The following is a 17,622-nucleotide window of genomic DNA, read 5'->3' as shown; positions in this document are numbered from 1 at the left end:
GTCCCCGCCACATATCACGTGGATGATCCGGGGAGACATCATGTATCGTACACTCGCCGCGCTGACGGCTAGCGCGCTCGCCTTTTCGCTCGCTTACGCTCAGGATGCCGAGCCTTCGCCAGACGAAACCGCGGAAGATGACGGCCCTTGGGACGTTGCCGCGCCGCCCCTGCCGACCCGCTTCATCCCGATCAGAGTCGAGGAAGGCACTTGGATGAGCCTCGACGTCAGCCCGGACGGCCAGACGATCGCGTTCGATCTGCTCGGCGACATTTACACAATTCCGATCTCGGGTGGTCAGGCGACGAATATTTCTTCGGGCCTGCCTTGGGAAATCCAGCCGCGCTTCTCGCCCGACGGCGAGATGATCGCCTTCACTTCGGACCGCGCCGGCGGCGACAATATCTGGATCATGGACACCGATGGCGCTAACCGCCGCCAGGTCACAAATGAGAGCTTCCGGCTCCTGAACAATCCGACCTGGCACCCCTCGGGGGAATACATCGCGGCGCGCAAACACTTCACCACGTCGCGCTCGGCCGGAACCGGCGAAATCTGGATGTACCACCTCTCCGGCGGCAGCGGCGTTCAGCTCGTCGAGCGTCCGAACGAGTCATTCCAGAAAGAGCTGGGCGAACCGATTTTCTCGCCGGATGGCCGTTACGTTTACTTCACGCAGAACATCACGTCCGGGAACACCTTCATCTACGCCCAGGATTCGAACACCGACCTGTTCAACATCCGCCGCTATGACCTCGAGACAGGTGAAACGACCACCGCTGTGTCCGGCGCCGGCGGGTCCGTCCGTCCGGCGATCTCGCCCGACGGCAACACCATGGCCTTCGTGCGCCGCGACCGCCTGCAATCGCAGCTTTGGATCAAGGATCTGCGCTCCGGCGAAGAGCGCATGATCTTTGACGATCTCGATCGCGACAACCAGGAAACCTGGGGCGTTTACGGCATGTATCCGAACATGGATTGGACGCCGGATGGCGGCTCGATCGTGTTCTGGGCCAGCGGCCAGATCAATCGCGTAGATGTCGCGTCCGGTCAGGTCACACAGATTCCGTTCCAGGTCGATGACAACCGCGAAGTCATCGATCCTCCGCGGCCGCAGGTCGAAGTCGCGCCGGCGACATTCGAGACGCGCATGCCGCGTTTTGCCAGCGTGTCGCCGGACGGATCGCAGGTCGTCTTCGAGACGCTCGGCCGCCTCTACATCGCCGGCATGTCCGGCGGCGACCCGCGGCCGCTCACGCGCAATGACGGCAGCTATCGTGAGTTCTTCCCGTCCTGGTCGCGCGACGGCCGGTCGATCGTGTTCGCCACCTGGGATGACGATGAGCTCGGCGCAGTCCGGGTCGTCAATGCGAATGGCCGCGGCGAGCGTGTCGTGACCGGCGAGCCGGGTCATTACCGCCGTCCGGTCTTTTCACCGGATGGCCGCACCATCGTGTTCGAAAAAGATGGCGGCGGCTTCCTGACCGCGCGGGAATGGTCGGAAACGACGGGCATTTTTGCCGTTCCGTCGGCTGGCGGAGAGATGCGCCGGGTATCGGACTCGGGCTCCGAACCGCACTTTGGCGCGCGCAATGACCGCCTCTTCCTGACGGTTTTCGAGAGCCAGCAGCGGCGCTTGATCAGCGTCGACATGAATGGCGAAGCGCGGCGGGTACATGCGCAATCCGACATGGTCTCGAACTATCTCGTATCGCCCGATGGCAATTACCTTTCCTTCCGCGAGAATTACGATGTCTACGCCATGCCGATGCCGCCGGGTCCCCAGGAGGTGTCCGCCGGCATGGGCGCGTCGGCCTTGCCGGTCGTGGAAGCCTCGCTCAATGGCGGCACCTACCCGTCCTGGTCCGGCGGCAGCGACAGCCTGCACTGGACAATGGGCCCGGTGCTCTATTCGGCGCGTATCGACGACATGATGCCGGATGGGCCGGCTGGTGAAGACGAAGAGCCGGAAAGCTTCGAACCGCCGGAATCCGGCCGCTCCCTGGCCATCACGGTTGAAACCGACATTCCGGCGACCACGGTCGCGCTGACCGGCGCCCGCATTGTCACCATGTCGGATGACCAAGGCGGCATCATCGAGAACGGGACGATCATTGTCGAGCGCAACCGCATCGTCGCCGTGGGGGCTACCGACGACATCGAAGTGCCAGCAGGCGCCGAGATCGTCGATGCGTCCGGCCGCACGATCATTCCCGGCCTGATCGATGCTCACGCGCACGGCCCGCAAGGCACTGACGAAATCATTCCGGAGGAAAACTGGTCGACAATGGCCCACCTGGCGCTGGGCGTGACAACGATCTTCGATCCGTCGAGCCAGGCGAGCACCATTTTCCCGGCCGCCGAATACCAGCGCGCCGGCCTGCAATTGCAGCCGCGCACCTATTCGACCGGCGAAGTGGTTTATGGCGCCCGGGCTCCGGGCTTCTTCGCCCGCATCGAGGATGAGAGCGATGCCAGGGAGCATATTTTCCGGCTCGCTTCGCAGGGGGCGCACGGCATCAAGAACTACAATCAGCCGCGCCGTGAACAGCGTCAGCAAGTCGTCGCCGCGTCCATCGAAGCCGATGTGATCGTCGCGGCGGAGGGCGGATCCAACTACCACATGGACATGTCGATGGTCGCCGACGGCAACACATCGATGGAGCACAACCTGCCGGTCGAGATGATCTATGAGGACGTGCTTCAGATGTTCTCGCAGACCGAAGTCGCGAACAATCCGACGCTGGTTGTGACCTATGGCGGCCTGGCCGGCGATCCCTACTGGCGTTCGCGCATGAATGTCTGGGAGCATCCGATTCTCTCGCGCCATGCTCCGCCGGCTTACTTGCGCGGATCCATCCGTCGGCCCTGGGCGCCGGAACACGATTATGTCGACGACGATGCCGCGCTTGTGGCGTTGATGCTGGCGCGCCGTGGCGTGCTGATGGCGATCGGTGCACACGGCCAGCAGGAAGGTCTCGGCGCCCACTGGGAAATGTGGTCGCTGGGCCGCGGCGGCGGCACGACTCTGGAAGCGCTGCGTGCCACCACGATCGATCCGGCGATCCACCTCGGCTTCGATCAGGATCTCGGCTCGATCGAAGTCGGCAAACTCGCCGATCTGGTGATCCTGGAAGGCGACATTCTTGCCGACATCCGCAACTCGGATCAGATCGACATGATCATGCTGAACGGCCGCCTCTATGAAGCGGAAACGCTGAATGAGACGGTCACCGGCGATCGCGTCCGCGGGGCTTACTTCTGGGAGTAGTTTCAGTTATGCAATCTGAATGAACGTTTGGATTGTATTGGCGATAGCCGCCATAAGCGCTGTGGACACTGACTTTGACGTCGATGCTTTTTTCGACGCCATAGCGGCTGGCGAGATCGACCCCGTAATGGCGGACTGGTCCGGCGTGGCCGCTGCGGCAATTCACGACGAGGAAGCAACGCAGGCCAGTTTTCGGGCGATGATGGCCGAGGTCAGGCGTCCATTGCGCGCGCTTGGATACGAACCGGGCGATCCGGTGCCCGGCCCGGGTCCGTCATACCTTGCATCGCGATCGGAGCCTCGGCGCCGATCGGATTGTTGAGGGCCGAGTCAGACAGATCGTTCGAAGATCGTCTTGCGCAAGGCCAGGCCTGGATCGGAGAGGCAGATTCCCGCCTCTATCAGGAACAGACCGAAGCTGTCGGCGATCTGGACCCCGCTGACCCCCGGATAGAAATGATCCAGCGCGGTGTCGCAGATCAGTTCTGGCGCGAGATCCGCTTTCGGGAGATGCGGACCTACATTGAAGAACACGCTGAATTGCGGACTTTCGTCGACATGTCCGTGTCATTCAGATTTTGCCAGTCGGATCGGTCGAATACCGCCTATTTGGAGGAATACGTCGCGTCGAACGGCTGGCCGAACGAAAGCGAAATGGGCGAAACCTTCACCCTGTACGCTTGGCTAATCCTCCAACATTCCAATCTCGATACCCAAGAAGCCATGCTTCCCTTCATTCAGGACGCCGTTGCCCGCGGCGAGGCGAGGCCGAACCATCTCGCAACGCTGACGGACCGGATAATGCGCCGAAGAGGCGAGCAGCAAATCTACGGCACACAATGGGGCTGCCGCGACGGTGAATTCGGGCCTCACGACCTGATGGACCCGGAAACCGTGGACGAGCGGCGCGCCGAGGTCGGCTTGGGGCCGCTGGCAGATTCGTTCACTGACCGGCCTAGACCTGACTGTCAGCCCTAGGCAATTTTCGCCAACCAGTTCGCAAAGGCCTCCATCGCCTTCTCGCGGTCTTTTTCATTGAGTGTCTCATGGCGGAAGCCGTCGAGGATTAGTTCTTCGGCGCCATAGCCTTCGCGGCGCAGCCGCGCGCCGAGCTTCTTTACGGCCTCGCCTCCGTCTGTCGCCGGATCGTCGCTGCCGCCGACAAGATGGAAGGGCAAGGATTTCGGGACTTGTTTGAGATGCCGGTTATCGGCGGCGTACTTGAGTCCATGGGCAAAGTCGCGCCAGAGAGACCAGCTGGCAGTCCACCCGCACAATGGGTCGGCGACATATTTGTCGACCTCTGCCAGGTCGCGGGACAACCAGCCGAACGCCGGCCGTTCGTCACGGAACTTCCGGTCCCAGGCTTTGAAGGATAACTGGTCGATCAGCGTCGCGGGCCTCTCCGGTTTTGACACCATCAAGCCCAGCCCGGCGACAAACCCCAGAAGGCCGGCAACGCCCTTGTCGATATTGGCATTCCAGATGGCGCACCCGGCAATGCTGTCGGGCTGGTGCATGGCGTAGTTCAAGGCAATTGTGCCGCCCATGGAGTGGCCGAAGACGACAATGGGCTGGCCAGGATAATTCTTGCGGATCGAGGCGTTCACCGCACCGACATCGGCGATCACCTTGTCCCAGCCCTGCTTGTAGGCGAAAAGCCGCGGCGCCCCGTCCGGCGCGATGGTTCGGCCGTGACCGCGATGGTCGTGCGCGACACTTGCCCACCCCCTTATCGACAGAAAACCCGCGAACGCTTCGTATCGCGCGGCATGCTCGGCCAGCCCGTGATTGATGTGCACAATGCCTTTGGGATCGCCCTCCGGCGCCCGCCAGTAGACGGTCAGTTGGGCGCCCGTCGGGCTCTCGATAATGCCTTCGTCGAATGCCAAGCCGATCTCCCTTGCCCACCGAGGCTAGCGCGCCCTGTTCGTGTCCGCCAGCCACGTTATAGTCCGCAGCCGGATCAAGGGGGAGGCGGCATGTTCCGCGACAAAACGGCGATCCTTGCGATCGATCAGGGTACCACGTCTTCGCGGGCCATCGTGTTCTCGAAATCCGGCGAGGTGATTGCGCTGGCGCAACAGGAGTTTGCGCAGATCTATCCCAGGCCGGGCTGGGTGGAACACGATCCGGAGGTAATCTGGGCGACGGCGATCGCGACCGCCCGCAAGGCGCTGAAGGAGGCGCGGGCCAAAGGCTGGAAGCCGGCTTGCATCGGCATCACCAACCAGCGCGAAACCGCGATCATCTGGGACAGGGCCACCGGCGAGCCGGTCCACAATGCCATTGTCTGGCAGGACCGGCGGACCGCCAGGGCCTGCCGCGAACTCGCGCAGGCCGGTCATGAGGCGCTGGTCCGGGAGAGAACCGGCCTGGTGCTGGACCCGTATTTCTCCGCCACCAAATTCGCCTTTATCCTCGACGCTATCCCCGGTGCCCGAGAGCGCGCGGAACGCGGCGAACTGGCGTTCGGCACGGTCGATTCTTTCCTGTTATGGCGTTTGACCGGCGGCGCGGCGCACAAAACCGATGCCAGCAATGCCAGCCGCACATCGCTGTTCGACCTGCAGAAAGGGGGATGGGACCCTGAACTCTGCAGGTTGTTTAATGTGATGCCGGCCTGTCTGCCGGAGGTGTGCGACAATGCTGGCCCGTTCGGTACCAGCCGGAAAGACACGATCGGCGAGGAATTGCCGGTCACCGGGATGGCCGGGGACCAGCAGGCGGCGGCCATCGGCCAGGCCTGTTTCAAGCCGGGGGAGGTGAAATCCACCTACGGCACCGGCGCCTTCCTGATCATGAATACCGGCAGCGAAATGGCGGTGTCGGAAAACCGGCTGTTATCCACGATCGGATGGAGGATAAACGGCAAGACCACCTTCGCGCTGGAAGGCTCGATCCTCTCGGCCGGCGCCACAGTGCAATGGCTGCGCGACGGGCTGGGCTTGTTCGCCAAGGCCGCCGAGATTGAATCGCTCGCGGCTTCGGCCGATCCCGACAGCGGCGTCTATCTCGTGCCCGCCTTCGCCGGCCTTGGCGCACCGCACTGGGCGGCCGATGCGCGCGGCACGATCGTCGGGCTGACGCGCGGGTCCGGCCGTGCCGAAATCGCCCAGGCCGCGCTCGATGCCGCCGCGCACCAGACCGCCGATCTGCTCGAAGCGATGGCGCGTGACGGCGTTCCGGCGGCCCGGCTCAAGGTCGATGGCGGCATGGCCAACAACAACCGCTTCCTGCAGCGGCTCTCGGATTTTTGCGATGCGCCGGTGGTGCGTCCGGTCAATACCGAAACAACGGCCTGGGGGGCGGCCTTCCTGGCCGGTCTCGGGGCCGGCCTGTTCGCCTCGCTTGAAGAAGGCCGCAAGCTGTGGCGCGCCGATCGCGCCTTCGATCCGGCCATGCAGGCCGGCCAACGCGACCTTCAACGCGCCGGCTGGCAGAAAGCGGTCCGGCAAACGCTCGCCGGCGTTTGACCGCGGCGGTTTTCGCAGCAATTCTGAACCCGGATCGGTTGGGGGATGGGCTGATGCGCCTGATCTTGCTTTGTGTCCTTGTCGCGCTTTCGGGATGCGCCCAACGCGAACGCGTGCCGGATCCGGCACCGGAAACGCGTATCAACACACCGCAAGGCCGCTTGATCGGCTATGTCGCCGATAGCGGCGCCCATGTCTGGCGGGCGATCCCGTTTGCGGCCCCGCCGGTCGGCGCCCTGCGCTGGGCTCCGGCCGAACCGGCGGCCGGCTGGACCGGCGAACGCCAAGCCGTGACGCGGCCCATGGCCTGCCCGCAGATGGCAAACGGTCTTAGCGCCGATCTGCTGGGCGCCGACGCCGGCGAGCTCGCCGGTCAGGAGGACTGCCTCTATCTCGACGTCTACGCCCCGCCGAACGCGCGCGACCTGCCGGTGATGGTCTGGATCCATGGCGGCGGCAATACCTGGGGCTGGGCCGACCAGTACAACGGTGCCCAGCTCGCCATGGACCAGAATGCCGTCGTGGTGGTGGTGCAGTACCGGCTCGGACCGCTCGGCTTTTTTGCGCATCAGGCGCTGCGCGAGGCCGGATCCGACATCGCCAATTTCGCGCTGACCGATCATGTGGCAGCGCTGTCCTGGGTGCAGGCCAATATCGCAAGCTATGGCGGCGATCCCGGAACCGTCACCCTGTTCGGCGAAAGCGCCGGTGGCACCAATATTGCCGCGCTCATGGCATCGCCCCTGGCCAGCGGACTCTTTCACCGCGCGATCATGCAGTCAGGCTCGGCCAGCTCGGTTCCGCGCGATGTCGCGGAAGGCCGGCTGGGTGAAGCCGCCAACCCGTCAATGGTAATCGCGCAAGACCTCGCCGGTCCGCGGGCCACGGCCGACGACCTTCGCGCTGTCCCGGTCGAAGCGGTGTACGCGGCCTATGCCGGTCCGGGCGGCCGCATCGATCTGCCCACGGTCATCGCCGACGGCGCCTCGCTGCCGGACACCGGTGTGATGACGGCTTTCAACGATCTCGAGACGTTCAATGCCGTGCCGCTGATTCTCGGCACAAACCGCGACGAGACCAAATTGTACAATGCGCTCGACGAGGATTATGTCGCGCGTCATTTCGGGCTCTTTTTCCGGATCCGGGACCGGGAACTCTATGACGCCATCAATGAATACCAGGCGCGGATCTGGGCGCTCAACGGTGTCGATGAGATTGCCGATACAATGGTCGCGGCGGGCCATGACGAGGTCTGGGCTTACCGGTTCGACTGGGACGAAGGCGGATCAAACATTTTTCTCGATACGACCGAGGTATTCGGCGCCATGCATTCGATGGAAATTCCGTTCGTCTTCAACCATTTCGAGTTTTTCGGCCCGCGGCTCGATCCGTTCGTCTTCACCGACGGCAATGCGGAAGGCCGCGAAGCGCTCGCCCGGGAGATGGGCAGCTATTGGGGACGTTTTGCCCGTCAGGGCGATCCGGGCGCCAGCTGGCGGCGCTGGAGCGAAGGGCCCGCGCGGATGCGCTTCGATACGGGCGGATCGGCGATGCTGGACGGGCGGCTGACAAACGAGGCGCTCGCCGCCGCGATCAATGGCGATAGCCGGATTCCCCAGGGCCGCCGCTGTGAACTCGTGGCCTCCATGCAGGGACCGTACTTTGACGATACAAACGCACTCGGACCATTGACGAGTTGCTAGGGTCAGGAATAGCTAAAGATATTGACGGAATATCGTTAAGGTTGTATTTTTAAATTATGGAGTTTGTTCCAGTATTCGGCCTGATCGGCGGCATCACAGCGAGTGTGGCCGCGATCGCAATGCGCATTGCGTCGATCCTGCAAGGGCGCTCGCTGGACGTCGTCATCGAGGCATCTAAAGACCGAATCCACATCGCCGATATCAATGCCCTTACGGCAGTTGATGTGGCAAACATCCGCCGCTCGCTTGCAACCGCCGGCTCTGAATTGCTTGAGCGCGCCTAAATCCGACACGCTCGAAATTGGCGCGGTGGGAGCCGGGTCGGGAACGGCCATTGCTTCGCTCGTCAGCCTGCTACCCGAAAGCAGCCTCAGATCCGCCCTGTTGATTCTGGCACCCGCCATGGCGGTGCTGATAGGGTTGGGCTGGCGATTTGTCGTACAGCTGCTCAAGGACGTATTCGCCGATATCAAGATCGCGCGGCAACTGGCGGCGGCCAAGCGTGCCTGTGACCGACTCAATGCCGATCCGCTGTCCAGCGACCAGATCAAGACCGAAGCCCAGAACCGCTATGAAGCCCTTCAGCTTCTGGCGATCGCTGGACGAGGAAAGCGCGTCCGCTCCGTGATCGACGGCGAAAGCGATTGAAGTCTAGAGCTCGTCGCTGGCATAGGGCCCGGCGGCCTGACGCCACGGATTGACCGACATCTCCCGCTGCATGGACGGAAAGGCGCGATGCGCACACGCGGCCCGCTCACAAAGGCGGCAGGTAATGCCGACCGGCGTCGGCGATGTGGGCGCCAGCGCGTCGCCATAGACCGTTTCCCCGGCCCGCGACCAGTCGCAACCGACGGCGACAACATGCATCACTGGCGGTTCATCCGGTCCGGCCGCACGGGACGTCGCACTGGCAATTGACAGATATTCACTACCGTCCGGCAAAGCGAAGCGCTGCGTATGCAAGCGTTCCGGCGCTCTGAAGGCTTCGAACAGCGTCCATTTGGGGCAGGATCCGCCCGATCGGGCGAAAGGCAAAACGCCACCGCCAAAGCGCTTCGACACATTTCCGGCCGGATCGATCCGCACCATGAAGAACGGGATGCCGCTGCGCTCTGGCTTGTGCAGCGTGGTCAGCCGGTGACAGGCCGCCTCAAAGCTCAGACCGAAACGCGCCCGAAGCGCTTCGATATCGTATCGCAGCTTTTCGGCGGCGGAGAGAAAGGCCTCATAAGGCGCCAGCAAGGCCCCGGCGAAATACCGTGCCAGACCCATCCGGTAGAGCGCCGACTCGGCCTTCGTAGACAAGCCGGCATCGCTGACTTCCCCATCCAGCAAATCCCCGAACTCGAGGAGCGCCAACGTGGTCGCCATCTGCATCGGCCGGGCTTGCGGCGGCAGCCGGTCGGACAGCATCAGCCGGCGGGTATGAAAATCCATGCGCTGGCGCGCACCTCCCATCACCGCATCGTCAAAGGTCCGGACCACAATACCATGCTCTGTCTTCAGCCGCTCCTCGAAGACGGATGTGCGATTGTCCAGGCTCAGTTTCAGCTCGCTGCCAAATCGTTCGGCGGCCGTCTCCAGCGCCGGGAAATGATTGTGGCGGCGATCAATGGCGTTCCGCACCGCCTCCGTATCGTTGAGCCGGCCCGGACGGTCGCCGCCCTCCAGCTGGGCTGCAAGATCCGCCGATGAATCGGCGGCAGCGCGATAGGCTTGGTGCAGCCGTGTCAGCGCCTCGGCCGCTCGCGGCTGGGATTCGGCCAGCTCGGTCAGCTCGGTACGGTCAAGCGCCAGCTCGGCGACCGCCGGATCGGCGGCCGCGGCTTCCAGATCGGTCACCAATTGCCGGTCCGACCCGTCTGCGAAATGCCGGACATCGATGTCGAAGGTTTGCGCCAGGGCCAGCAGGACCCGCGCCGTAACCGGCCGCTGATTGCGCTCCAAAAGGTTGAGATAGCTCGCAGACAAGCCCAGCAGGTCGGCGGTGTCGGCCTGCGTCAGCCCGCGTTCCCGGCGTAACCGCCGCAGCCGGGCTCCGGCGAAGATTTTCTCATTCGGCAAATCCATAATGTCAAAAATTTACATAACGACATAATGACAAGTCAATCGTGAATACAGCTGATCCTCTTTCGCGTTGAGCCACCATAGACGCTGTCAATTTTGTAGTTCAGCTTCGATGTCAACGGCCCATGAACGCGGCTCAATCAATTATAAGGATTGCAACATGACAAATTTCACCGACCTGGTACCGGGCGCCACGCCGGATCGCTTCAGCGGCATCGAGCGCGACTACACGGCGGATGATGTGCTCAAGCTGCGCGGCTCGGTCCGCATCGAGCACACGCTGGCCGAGCGCGGCGCGATCAAGCTCTGGAACCTCTTGAAGACCGAACCCTATATCAATGCGCTGGGCGCGCTCACCGGCGGGCAGGCGATGCAGATGGTGCGGGCCGGACTGAAGGCGATTTACCTGTCCGGCTGGCAGGTGGCCGCCGATGCCAATGAGGCGGGCGCCATGTATCCGGACCAATCGCTCTACCCGGCCGACTCCGGTCCCGAACTGGCCAAGCGTATCAACCGCACCCTGCAGCGGGCCGATCAGATCGAGGTGTCCGAAGGCAACCTGACCCGCGACTGGTTCGCGCCCATCGTCGCCGATGCCGAGGCCGGCTTTGGCGGTCCGCTCAACTGCTATGAGATCATGCGCGCCTATATCGAGGCGGGCGCAGCGGGCGTCCATTTCGAGGACCAGGTCGCGGCGGAAAAGAAATGCGGCCATCTCGGCGGCAAGGTTCTGATCGCAACCAAGGCGCATCAGCGCAATCTCAATGCGGCGCGTCTCGCCGCTGACGTGCTCGGCGTGCCGACTCTCACAGTGGCCCGCACCGACGCTGAATCGGCGACGCTGATCAATTCCGATGTCGACGAGCGCGACCATGAATTCATCGACTATGACGCCGGCCGGACGGCCGAAGGTTTTTATCGCCTGAAGAAGGGGATGGGCGTCGATCACTGCATCAAGCGCGGCCTCGCCTATGCGAAATATGCCGACCTTCTGTGGTGGGAAACCTCGAAGCCGAATCTCGACGAGGCGCGCCGTTTCGCCGAAGCCATCCAGCGCCAATTCCCGGGCAAGATGATGGCCTACAATTGCTCACCCTCCTTCAACTGGGAGGCCAATCTGGACAAGGCGACGATCGAGACCTTCCAGCGCGAGCTCGGCGCGATGGGCTACAAATTCCAGTTTGTTACCCTGGCCGGCTTCCACCAGCTCAATCACGGCATGTTCAATCTCGCCCTCGGCTATCGCGACCGCGGCATGGGCGCCTATTCCGAACTGCAGCAGGCCGAGTTTGCCTCCGAGGTCGACGGTTACACCGCCACGCGCCACCAGCGCGAGGTGGGCACCGGCTATTTCGATCTCGTCAACCAGACCCTGTCGGGCGGCCAGGCCTCGACCACAGCCATGGGCGAATCCACGGAAGCCGCCCAGTTCGCGGCGGAATAGGTGCAGACCGGGAGCCCGATCATGAACACAACGAACCCCAACGGGGTCGACCTGCTCGGCCCGCTTGAACCCGGCTATCGGGGCATTCTCGCCCCGCACGCCCTGTCCTTCCTCGTCGGCCTGCATCGCCGTTTCGACAGCCGCCGCAAAGCGCTGCTCGAGGATCGTCAAACTCGCCAGGCTGAGTACGACGCCGGCGCCTTGCCCGACTTCCCGGCCGAGACCGCCGACATCCGCGCCTCCGAATGGACGGTACGGCCGGCCCCGGCCGACCTGCGCGACCGGCGGGTCGAGATCACCGGCCCGGTCGACCGCAAAATGGTCGTCAATGCGCTGAATTCCGGCGCCCGCTGCTTCATGGCAGATTTCGAGGATGCGTCCTCGCCGACCTGGACCAACATGATCGAGGGCCAGATCAATCTGCGCGAAGCGATCCGCCGCCAGATCGATTTCACCGATGAAAAGAGCGGCAAGCGTTATCGGGTCTCGTCGGACGCCGCGACTCTGATCGTGCGTCCGCGCGGTCTGCATCTCGACGAGCGTCATGTCGTCGTCAACGGCCAGCCGATCTCGGCCTCGCTGTTCGATTTCGGCCTCTACCTCTACCACAATTTCGATGCGCTGAACGTGCGCGGCACCGGGCCCTACTTCTATCTGCCCAAGCTCGAGAGCTGTTTTGAGGCGCGTTTCTGGGCGCTGGTCTTTTCCCATGCCGAGGAAGTGCTCGGGCTCGAGCGCGGCACCATCCGCTGTACCGTGCTGATCGAGACCCTGCCGGCGACCTTCGAGCTCGACGAGATCCTTTACGAGCTGCGCGATTATTGCGTCGGTCTCAATTGCGGCCGCTGGGACTATATTTTCTCCTACATCAAGCGGCTGCGCAGCCACACCGGCCGCGTCCTGCCGGACCGCTCACAGGTCACCATGGCGACCCCTTTCATGGACGCCTATTCCAAGCGCGTGATCGCCGTCTGCCATCGCCGGGGAGCGCACGCCATGGGCGGCATGTCCGCCTTCATCCCGGTCAAGGGCGACGAAGCGGCCAATGCCCGCGCCTTCGATCAGGTTAAAGCCGACAAGACGCGCGAGGCTACGAACGGTCATGACGGCTGCTGGGTGGCCCATCCGGACCTCGTGCCGATCGCCAAGGCGGCATTCGACGATGTCATGCCCGGCCCGAACCAGATTGACCGCAAGCTGAATGTCAGCAGCAGTGCGGCCGATCTCGTGGCGACGCCCGAGGGCACCATCACCGAGGCCGGCGCGCGCGAAAATGCCGATGTCGCCATCCGCTATATCGCCGGCTGGCTGGCGGGACGCGGCGCGGCGCCGATCCGCAACATGATGGAAGATGCCGCCACCGCCGAAATCGCCCGCGCCCAGCTTTGGCAATGGCGGGTCGCTGGCGCCAAAACGGATTCCGGCGTGGCGCTCGATGCGCCATGGATCGAGGAAGCGATCAACATCGCCGAGGCGGAAATCCTGGAGGATCCGGATCATCGCCTGTCCGGACCGGACGAGGTGAGGGCGGCGGCGTCATTGCTGCGCAATCTGGTGCTGTCCGACACGTTCGAGGAATTCCTGACGCTCAAGGCTTATGACCGGCTCACCGACGGATTGCAGGTCTCCATGCGTCTCACCGAATTCGACTAGACCGCACCGGCTTGCCAACCGGCGGGACCGGGGGGCAGGGCGCGGCAGGCTCCTCGCAATCCGGCCTGCCGCGCCCATCCATGCAAATCCGCGCAATCCCGTTCAGCGCCCGCTAACCCTTTCCGCGCATCGCCGCCGATCGTTCGAATTCGAACTATGCGTTTAAACGGCCCTTATGTGCCGCTGTGGTCCGCTTCTGCCCGAACAGCCGGAAGACCGGCGTCGATGGTGTGAGGGTGCACATGGCGGACAAGGCGAATGTCGTCGTTTTTGCGTCGCAGAAAGGCGGCTCCGGCAAGACCACCCTTTCAGGGCATATCGCCGTCGAAGCCGAGCGCAGTGGCGACGGCCCGGTCGCGCTGATCGATACCGATCCGCAGGGTTCGCTGGCGAAATGGTGGAATGCCCGCACCAGTGCCACGCCGGCCTATGCGCGTGTCTCGATCGGCGAGCTGGAGGCCGGCATCCGCCATCTCGAAAAATCCGGCTTCAAGCTGATCGTCATCGACACCCCGCCGGCCGTCACCGACTCGATCGCCGGCGTGGTCCGCTTCGCCGACCTCGTCGTCGTGCCGACCCGGCCTAGCCCGCACGATCTGCGCGCGGTTGGGCCGACCGTCGACATTGTCGAGAGCTTCGCCAAGCCGCTGGTCTTCGTTGTGAATTCCGCGACCGCGCGCGCCCGGATCACGGGCGAAACCGCCGTCGCGCTGTCGCAGCATGGCGTGGTCGCACCGGTCACCGTCCACCACCGCACCGATTTCGCCGCCTCGATGATCGATGGCCGCACCGTCGGCGAGATCAATGACGGCTCGAAATCGGCCGATGAAATCTCCAAGCTCTGGCGCTATCTGCGCGCCCGCTTTGTGCGCCAGGGCACATCCCTGAACGGTCATGACGACGCCGCCGATCTCGCCGTTGCGGCGTTGACGCCGGGTGGTGGCGCGCCGGATATCTTCGGTGAAGAGGATGAGGCGGACCTCCCCGGCCTCGGCGAGCTTGTGCTGCCGGGCTGGCGCGAGGAGGACTTGCCCAAGCCGCAGGCGCGCGCCGACGGCAAGCCGGAATGGGACGGTATCGACCGCCGGAGATCCGACGCGGGTCCGCCGCAAGGCCAGACCGAGCGGCGGCAACCGCCGCGCGCGGTCTTCGGCCGCCGCACGGCCTTCGTCCACCGGATCGCGGGGCAAGGCTGACCATGAGCACGCCTGGCTACGCATCGCTCCGCTCGGACCTGCTCGTCCGTAAGGGGGCCGCCGTCCCGTCACCCGCCGGTGTCCGGACTGCGCCGGATGCGGCTTTTGATCCTTTCTCGGTCGCACGCCGCGACGCCTCGGATGCGGATACCGCCCCCCCACCCCAACCGCATCCGGGGCCGTGCGACGGGCTCGACACGCCGCCATCGCCAGACGATGAGGCCGGCTTCGAACTGACCGGGTACCAAGACCGGCGCCTGCGGCTGGCCGCCGCCAAGCTGGATACCACCTGCCACGAGCTGTTGTCGGAAGCCGTCGACAACCTCTTGACCCATCTTGGTGAAACCGAATTGGCGGGCTGCGCCTGTTTCCGCGCGCTCGCGCAGAAAGATTAGCCGCAATCACCCTCGAGGCTGGCGATCCAGTCGGCGATCAAGGTAACGCCGTCTTCGTGGGCCAGGGACCGGCCCAGCTCAGGCATCATCTCGTCGCCGCGCGTCGACGCCATCCGGTAGATGAATATCGACTGCTCCGGCTCCCCCGGGACAATGTCGAAGCGCAGCCCGCCGGAACCCGGCCCGGCCGCGATCGGCGGTTTGCACAGGCCGAGATTGGCATTTTCCGGGGCATCGAAATTGAGGTGCAGTCCGGACGTATCGGCCGGACCCACCGGATTGTGGCAATGCGCGCAATTGATGTCGAGATAGGCACGGGCACGCGCCGCCAGCGGTTGATCGGGATCGTTCCAGACCGCCGCACGCGGCGCCTGATCGATATCCGGCGTGCCCGTCAGATAGCCTGACGCGATGAAATGCGCGATCTGGTTCTCCCGGCCTTCGGCATAGTCGAAATCGCGATTGATGTGACGCGCTGCCAGCCCGATCGGTAAGAGGTCGCGCGTCGTATTGTTGGTGGCATGGCATCCGGCGCACTGGTTCACATTCGGCACCAGATAATTGATCGGCCGTGACGTCCCGCCGGCCTCCGCAAGCGTCAGCGTCTCCGAATATCCCGCCCGCATCAGCCGGGCATCGGTTTCATCCTCGTTCCAGACGTATGGCAGCGCGACCCATCCCGACTCGCGCCGGATCAGCAACCGCGTCTCGATCAGCCGCACACGCGACAGGTCGAGCGTTTCCGGGCGGTCGGAGACAATGATCGCGGCATCGCCGCGCAACACATTTCCGTCGCCATCCACCGGATAATAGAAGGTCTTGGTGATGACGGTTCCGACCGGGAAGTCGAAGACCGCGCCCTCGCGATAGCGGGCGGACACGGCTTCCGGCATCCAGACCGTGCGCAGCTTGCCGGCATGATCGGTAAACAGCGCCGAATTGAGATCATAGGGTTCCACGCGGTCGGCGAGCACCAGCCGGCCGTCGCGCGCCGCCATCATCCCCCAGTCGGACAACCATTCGGGCCGTCCTTCGGCATGAAAAGCCGGCTCCGGCGGACCTTCGCTGCAGGCCGCCAAAAGGACCGCAAAAATGAAAAACAGGATCCGCATCAGAAGGGCAGGGATATCTCCGGCAGCCGCTCATGTTCGCAATCGGTGTTGTCCACGATATGCGGGTCGGAATAGCCGTTAGGTCCGTCGATATTGAGCATCTGCGCGTCACCATTGTCGAGGCAGATCCGATAGCCCGCCGGCAGCGCGTCCTCGCCGGCCAGTTCAGGATTCACATAACCGTCCCAAAGAACGTCAGGAATATTGCCGGTCAGGCCGAACATCATCACCCGCAGGGCCTGCAATTCGACATTGTCGGGATTCCCGCCGCCATCGCCAAGCGCATTGCCGGCGATCCAGATCGTCTCCGGATAGGGATCGAAATCCTCCTGCACGCTGACATCGGAATAGCCGGTCGAGTAGACCGAGGAGATAATGATGTTGGCGGTACGGTGATCGCGGATCACATTGTCGAAAATCTCGACCCGGTCATTCGAGTTGATGACGATGCCGGAGCCTGCGGGAACGCTCGCCACCGGCGTGCCGGGGTGACCGAAATTGCCGGTATTGTTCTCGTGCACATCGTTGCGGTAGACGCGCGTCGAATGGCCCGGCTGCGGCAGGTTGGGCATGTTGAAGACCAGAATCCCGCCAGTATTGTGCCGCGCGATATTGCCATAGACATCGGCGCCGATCGTGTTCTCGATCTCAATGCCGGCGACATTGTATTCGGCGATGCTGTCGCGGACGATGACATTCTCGGACTGGCCGACATAGATACCGGCATCCGACGCGCCGATCGCGATGACACCTTCGACCAGCGTGTTCCGCGTTTGCACCGGATAAATGCCATAGGCGCCATTGTCCGTGTCCGGCCCGTTCGTCCATTCTGTGCGCACGCGGCGGATGATGATGTTGTCGCCCTCATTGATTTTCAGCGCGTCGCCGCGCGTATCCTCGATCGCCAGATCCTCGATCGTGAAATCGCTCGCGGTCACGAGCAGGCCTTCCGCGCCGGAGGTCTGATTGGCGAAGGACAGGATGGTCTCGTCCATGCCCGCCCCGCGGATCGTGACCCCGTTCACAGTCAGCGACAGCGACCGGTCGAAAGCGAAGATCCCGGCCGGGATCTCGATCACATCGCCGGGCCGGGCATCGATCAGCTGCTCGATCAGCGTGGTCTGGAAATCGGTGTCCGCGCCGGAAATGTCGCGGCCGTCCCGGCCGCCACAGGCGGCCACACAAAGACCCGCCAGAATCGTGATCCAGGGTTTGAGATTGACCATGAGAGCCTCCCCGCGCTGCCGGTCTGAACAGTGTTCACTCGGTGCTAGACTAGGCAGGCCGCCCCGGGATTGTCGAGGA

14 protein-coding genes and 1 pseudogene are annotated in these 17,622 nt (G+C 63.6%); 11 read left to right on the top strand and 4 right to left on the bottom strand.

Features of this window, described 5'->3' with window-relative positions:
• The first annotated feature begins 40 nt into the window (after nucleotides 1-40).
• From ACO08C_RS05950 to ACO08C_RS05940, 3 genes are read left to right on the top strand one after another with little or no spacing between them, the layout of a single operon-like run.
• Nucleotides 41-3,271 carry an amidohydrolase family protein gene (locus ACO08C_RS05950; protein WP_421788347.1) on the top strand — a complete coding sequence of 1,077 codons (3,231 nt, stop codon included), beginning with the start codon at nucleotides 41-43 and terminating at the stop codon, nucleotides 3,269-3,271.
• Between the two features lie 19 nt (nucleotides 3,272-3,290).
• Nucleotides 3,291-3,593, top strand: a complete 303-nt coding sequence (locus ACO08C_RS05945; protein ID WP_421788346.1) for a hypothetical protein — start codon at nucleotides 3,291-3,293, stop codon at nucleotides 3,591-3,593.
• Complete coding sequence (locus tag ACO08C_RS05940; RefSeq protein WP_421788344.1) at nucleotides 3,590-4,249, top strand: DUF6624 domain-containing protein; 660 nt, start codon at nucleotides 3,590-3,592, stop codon at nucleotides 4,247-4,249. Before ACO08C_RS05945 ends, ACO08C_RS05940 begins: the two co-directional genes overlap by 4 nt.
• On the opposite strand, the gene ACO08C_RS05935 is transcribed toward ACO08C_RS05940, so the two are convergent.
• Nucleotides 4,246-5,163: an alpha/beta fold hydrolase gene (locus ACO08C_RS05935; RefSeq protein WP_421788343.1), complete on the bottom strand. Its 918-nt coding sequence runs from the start codon at nucleotides 5,161-5,163 to the stop codon at nucleotides 4,246-4,248. The genes ACO08C_RS05940 and ACO08C_RS05935 overlap by 4 nt on opposite strands.
• Before the next feature lie 90 nt (nucleotides 5,164-5,253).
• Here ACO08C_RS05935 and glpK point away from each other — a divergent pair, with 90 nt between their 5' ends.
• Genes glpK through ACO08C_RS05915 form a run of 4 tightly spaced genes read left to right on the top strand, consistent with a single transcriptional unit; the run spans nucleotide 5,254 to nucleotide 9,098 of the window.
• Nucleotides 5,254-6,747, top strand: a complete 1,494-nt coding sequence (glpK, locus tag ACO08C_RS05930) for a glycerol kinase GlpK (RefSeq protein ID WP_421788342.1) — start codon at nucleotides 5,254-5,256, stop codon at nucleotides 6,745-6,747.
• A 53-nt stretch (nucleotides 6,748-6,800) separates the two neighbouring features.
• The gene (locus ACO08C_RS05925) at nucleotides 6,801-8,450 is read left to right on the top strand and encodes a carboxylesterase/lipase family protein (RefSeq protein WP_421788340.1); all 1,650 of its coding nucleotides are present in this window, start codon (nucleotides 6,801-6,803) and stop codon (nucleotides 8,448-8,450) included.
• A 56-nt stretch (nucleotides 8,451-8,506) separates the two neighbouring features.
• Entirely contained in the window at nucleotides 8,507-8,734 is a 228-nt protein-coding gene (locus ACO08C_RS05920; protein ID WP_421788339.1) for a hypothetical protein, read from the top strand.
• Nucleotides 8,721-9,098, top strand: coding sequence for a hypothetical protein (locus tag ACO08C_RS05915; protein WP_421788338.1), 378 nt, complete (start codon nucleotides 8,721-8,723; stop codon nucleotides 9,096-9,098). Before ACO08C_RS05920 ends, ACO08C_RS05915 begins: the two co-directional genes overlap by 14 nt.
• Nucleotides 9,099-9,101: 3 nt before the next feature.
• Here ACO08C_RS05915 and ACO08C_RS05910 read toward each other — a convergent pair whose 3' ends face one another.
• Nucleotides 9,102-10,520, bottom strand: coding sequence for a helix-turn-helix domain-containing protein (locus tag ACO08C_RS05910; protein ID WP_421788336.1), 1,419 nt, complete (start codon nucleotides 10,518-10,520; stop codon nucleotides 9,102-9,104).
• Between the two features lie 157 nt (nucleotides 10,521-10,677).
• Here ACO08C_RS05910 and aceA point away from each other — a divergent pair, with 157 nt between their 5' ends.
• The 4 genes and pseudogenes from aceA to ACO08C_RS05890 all read left to right on the top strand — a co-directional run bounded on the left by aceA (nucleotide 10,678) and on the right by ACO08C_RS05890 (nucleotide 15,205).
• Complete coding sequence (aceA, locus tag ACO08C_RS05905) at nucleotides 10,678-11,961, top strand: isocitrate lyase (RefSeq protein WP_421788334.1); 1,284 nt, start codon at nucleotides 10,678-10,680, stop codon at nucleotides 11,959-11,961.
• A 21-nt stretch (nucleotides 11,962-11,982) separates the two neighbouring features.
• Nucleotides 11,983-13,614: a malate synthase A gene (aceB, locus tag ACO08C_RS05900; RefSeq protein WP_421788332.1), complete on the top strand. Its 1,632-nt coding sequence runs from the start codon at nucleotides 11,983-11,985 to the stop codon at nucleotides 13,612-13,614.
• 242 nt (nucleotides 13,615-13,856) lie between these two features.
• Nucleotides 13,857-14,477: pseudogene (locus ACO08C_RS05895) on the top strand (AAA family ATPase); the annotation flags it as partial.
• 335 nt (nucleotides 14,478-14,812) lie between these two features.
• Nucleotides 14,813-15,205 (top strand): hypothetical protein, encoded by a 393-nt coding sequence (locus tag ACO08C_RS05890; protein WP_421788330.1) that lies wholly within the window; start codon nucleotides 14,813-14,815, stop codon nucleotides 15,203-15,205.
• Here ACO08C_RS05890 and ACO08C_RS05885 read toward each other — a convergent pair.
• Both ACO08C_RS05885 and ACO08C_RS05880 read right to left on the bottom strand, forming a co-directional pair.
• Complete coding sequence (locus ACO08C_RS05885; protein ID WP_421788328.1) at nucleotides 15,202-16,317, bottom strand: SO2930 family diheme c-type cytochrome; 1,116 nt, start codon at nucleotides 16,315-16,317, stop codon at nucleotides 15,202-15,204. The genes ACO08C_RS05890 and ACO08C_RS05885 overlap by 4 nt on opposite strands.
• The gene (locus tag ACO08C_RS05880) at nucleotides 16,317-17,543 is read right to left on the bottom strand and encodes a parallel beta-helix domain-containing protein (protein ID WP_421788327.1); all 1,227 of its coding nucleotides are present in this window, start codon (nucleotides 17,541-17,543) and stop codon (nucleotides 16,317-16,319) included. Before ACO08C_RS05880 ends, ACO08C_RS05885 begins: the two co-directional genes overlap by 1 nt.
• Nucleotides 17,544-17,622: the final 79 nt, after the last annotated feature.

Source organism: Hyphobacterium sp. (assembly GCF_965229905.1).
Taxonomy (GTDB): domain Bacteria; phylum Pseudomonadota; class Alphaproteobacteria; order Caulobacterales; family Maricaulaceae; genus Hyphobacterium.
Note: the sequence above shows the minus strand (reverse complement) of the source record. Positions and strands in the feature narration are given on the sequence as shown.

Coding starts and splice junctions, on each gene's coding strand:
- ACO08C_RS05950 (WP_421788347.1), top strand. CDS start 41: ATGTATCGTACACTCGCCGCGCTGACGGCTAGCGCGCTCGCCTTTTCG.
- ACO08C_RS05945 (WP_421788346.1), top strand. CDS start 3,291: ATGAACGTTTGGATTGTATTGGCGATAGCCGCCATAAGCGCTGTGGAC.
- glpK (WP_421788342.1), top strand. CDS start 5,254: ATGTTCCGCGACAAAACGGCGATCCTTGCGATCGATCAGGGTACCACG.
- ACO08C_RS05925 (WP_421788340.1), top strand. CDS start 6,801: ATGCGCCTGATCTTGCTTTGTGTCCTTGTCGCGCTTTCGGGATGCGCC.
- ACO08C_RS05920 (WP_421788339.1), top strand. CDS start 8,507: ATGGAGTTTGTTCCAGTATTCGGCCTGATCGGCGGCATCACAGCGAGT.
- ACO08C_RS05910 (WP_421788336.1), bottom strand. CDS start 10,520: ATGGATTTGCCGAATGAGAAAATCTTCGCCGGAGCCCGGCTGCGGCGG.
- aceA (WP_421788334.1), top strand. CDS start 10,678: ATGACAAATTTCACCGACCTGGTACCGGGCGCCACGCCGGATCGCTTC.
- aceB (WP_421788332.1), top strand. CDS start 11,983: ATGAACACAACGAACCCCAACGGGGTCGACCTGCTCGGCCCGCTTGAA.
- ACO08C_RS05890 (WP_421788330.1), top strand. CDS start 14,813: ATGAGCACGCCTGGCTACGCATCGCTCCGCTCGGACCTGCTCGTCCGT.
- ACO08C_RS05885 (WP_421788328.1), bottom strand. CDS start 16,317: ATGCGGATCCTGTTTTTCATTTTTGCGGTCCTTTTGGCGGCCTGCAGC.
- ACO08C_RS05880 (WP_421788327.1), bottom strand. CDS start 17,543: ATGGTCAATCTCAAACCCTGGATCACGATTCTGGCGGGTCTTTGTGTG.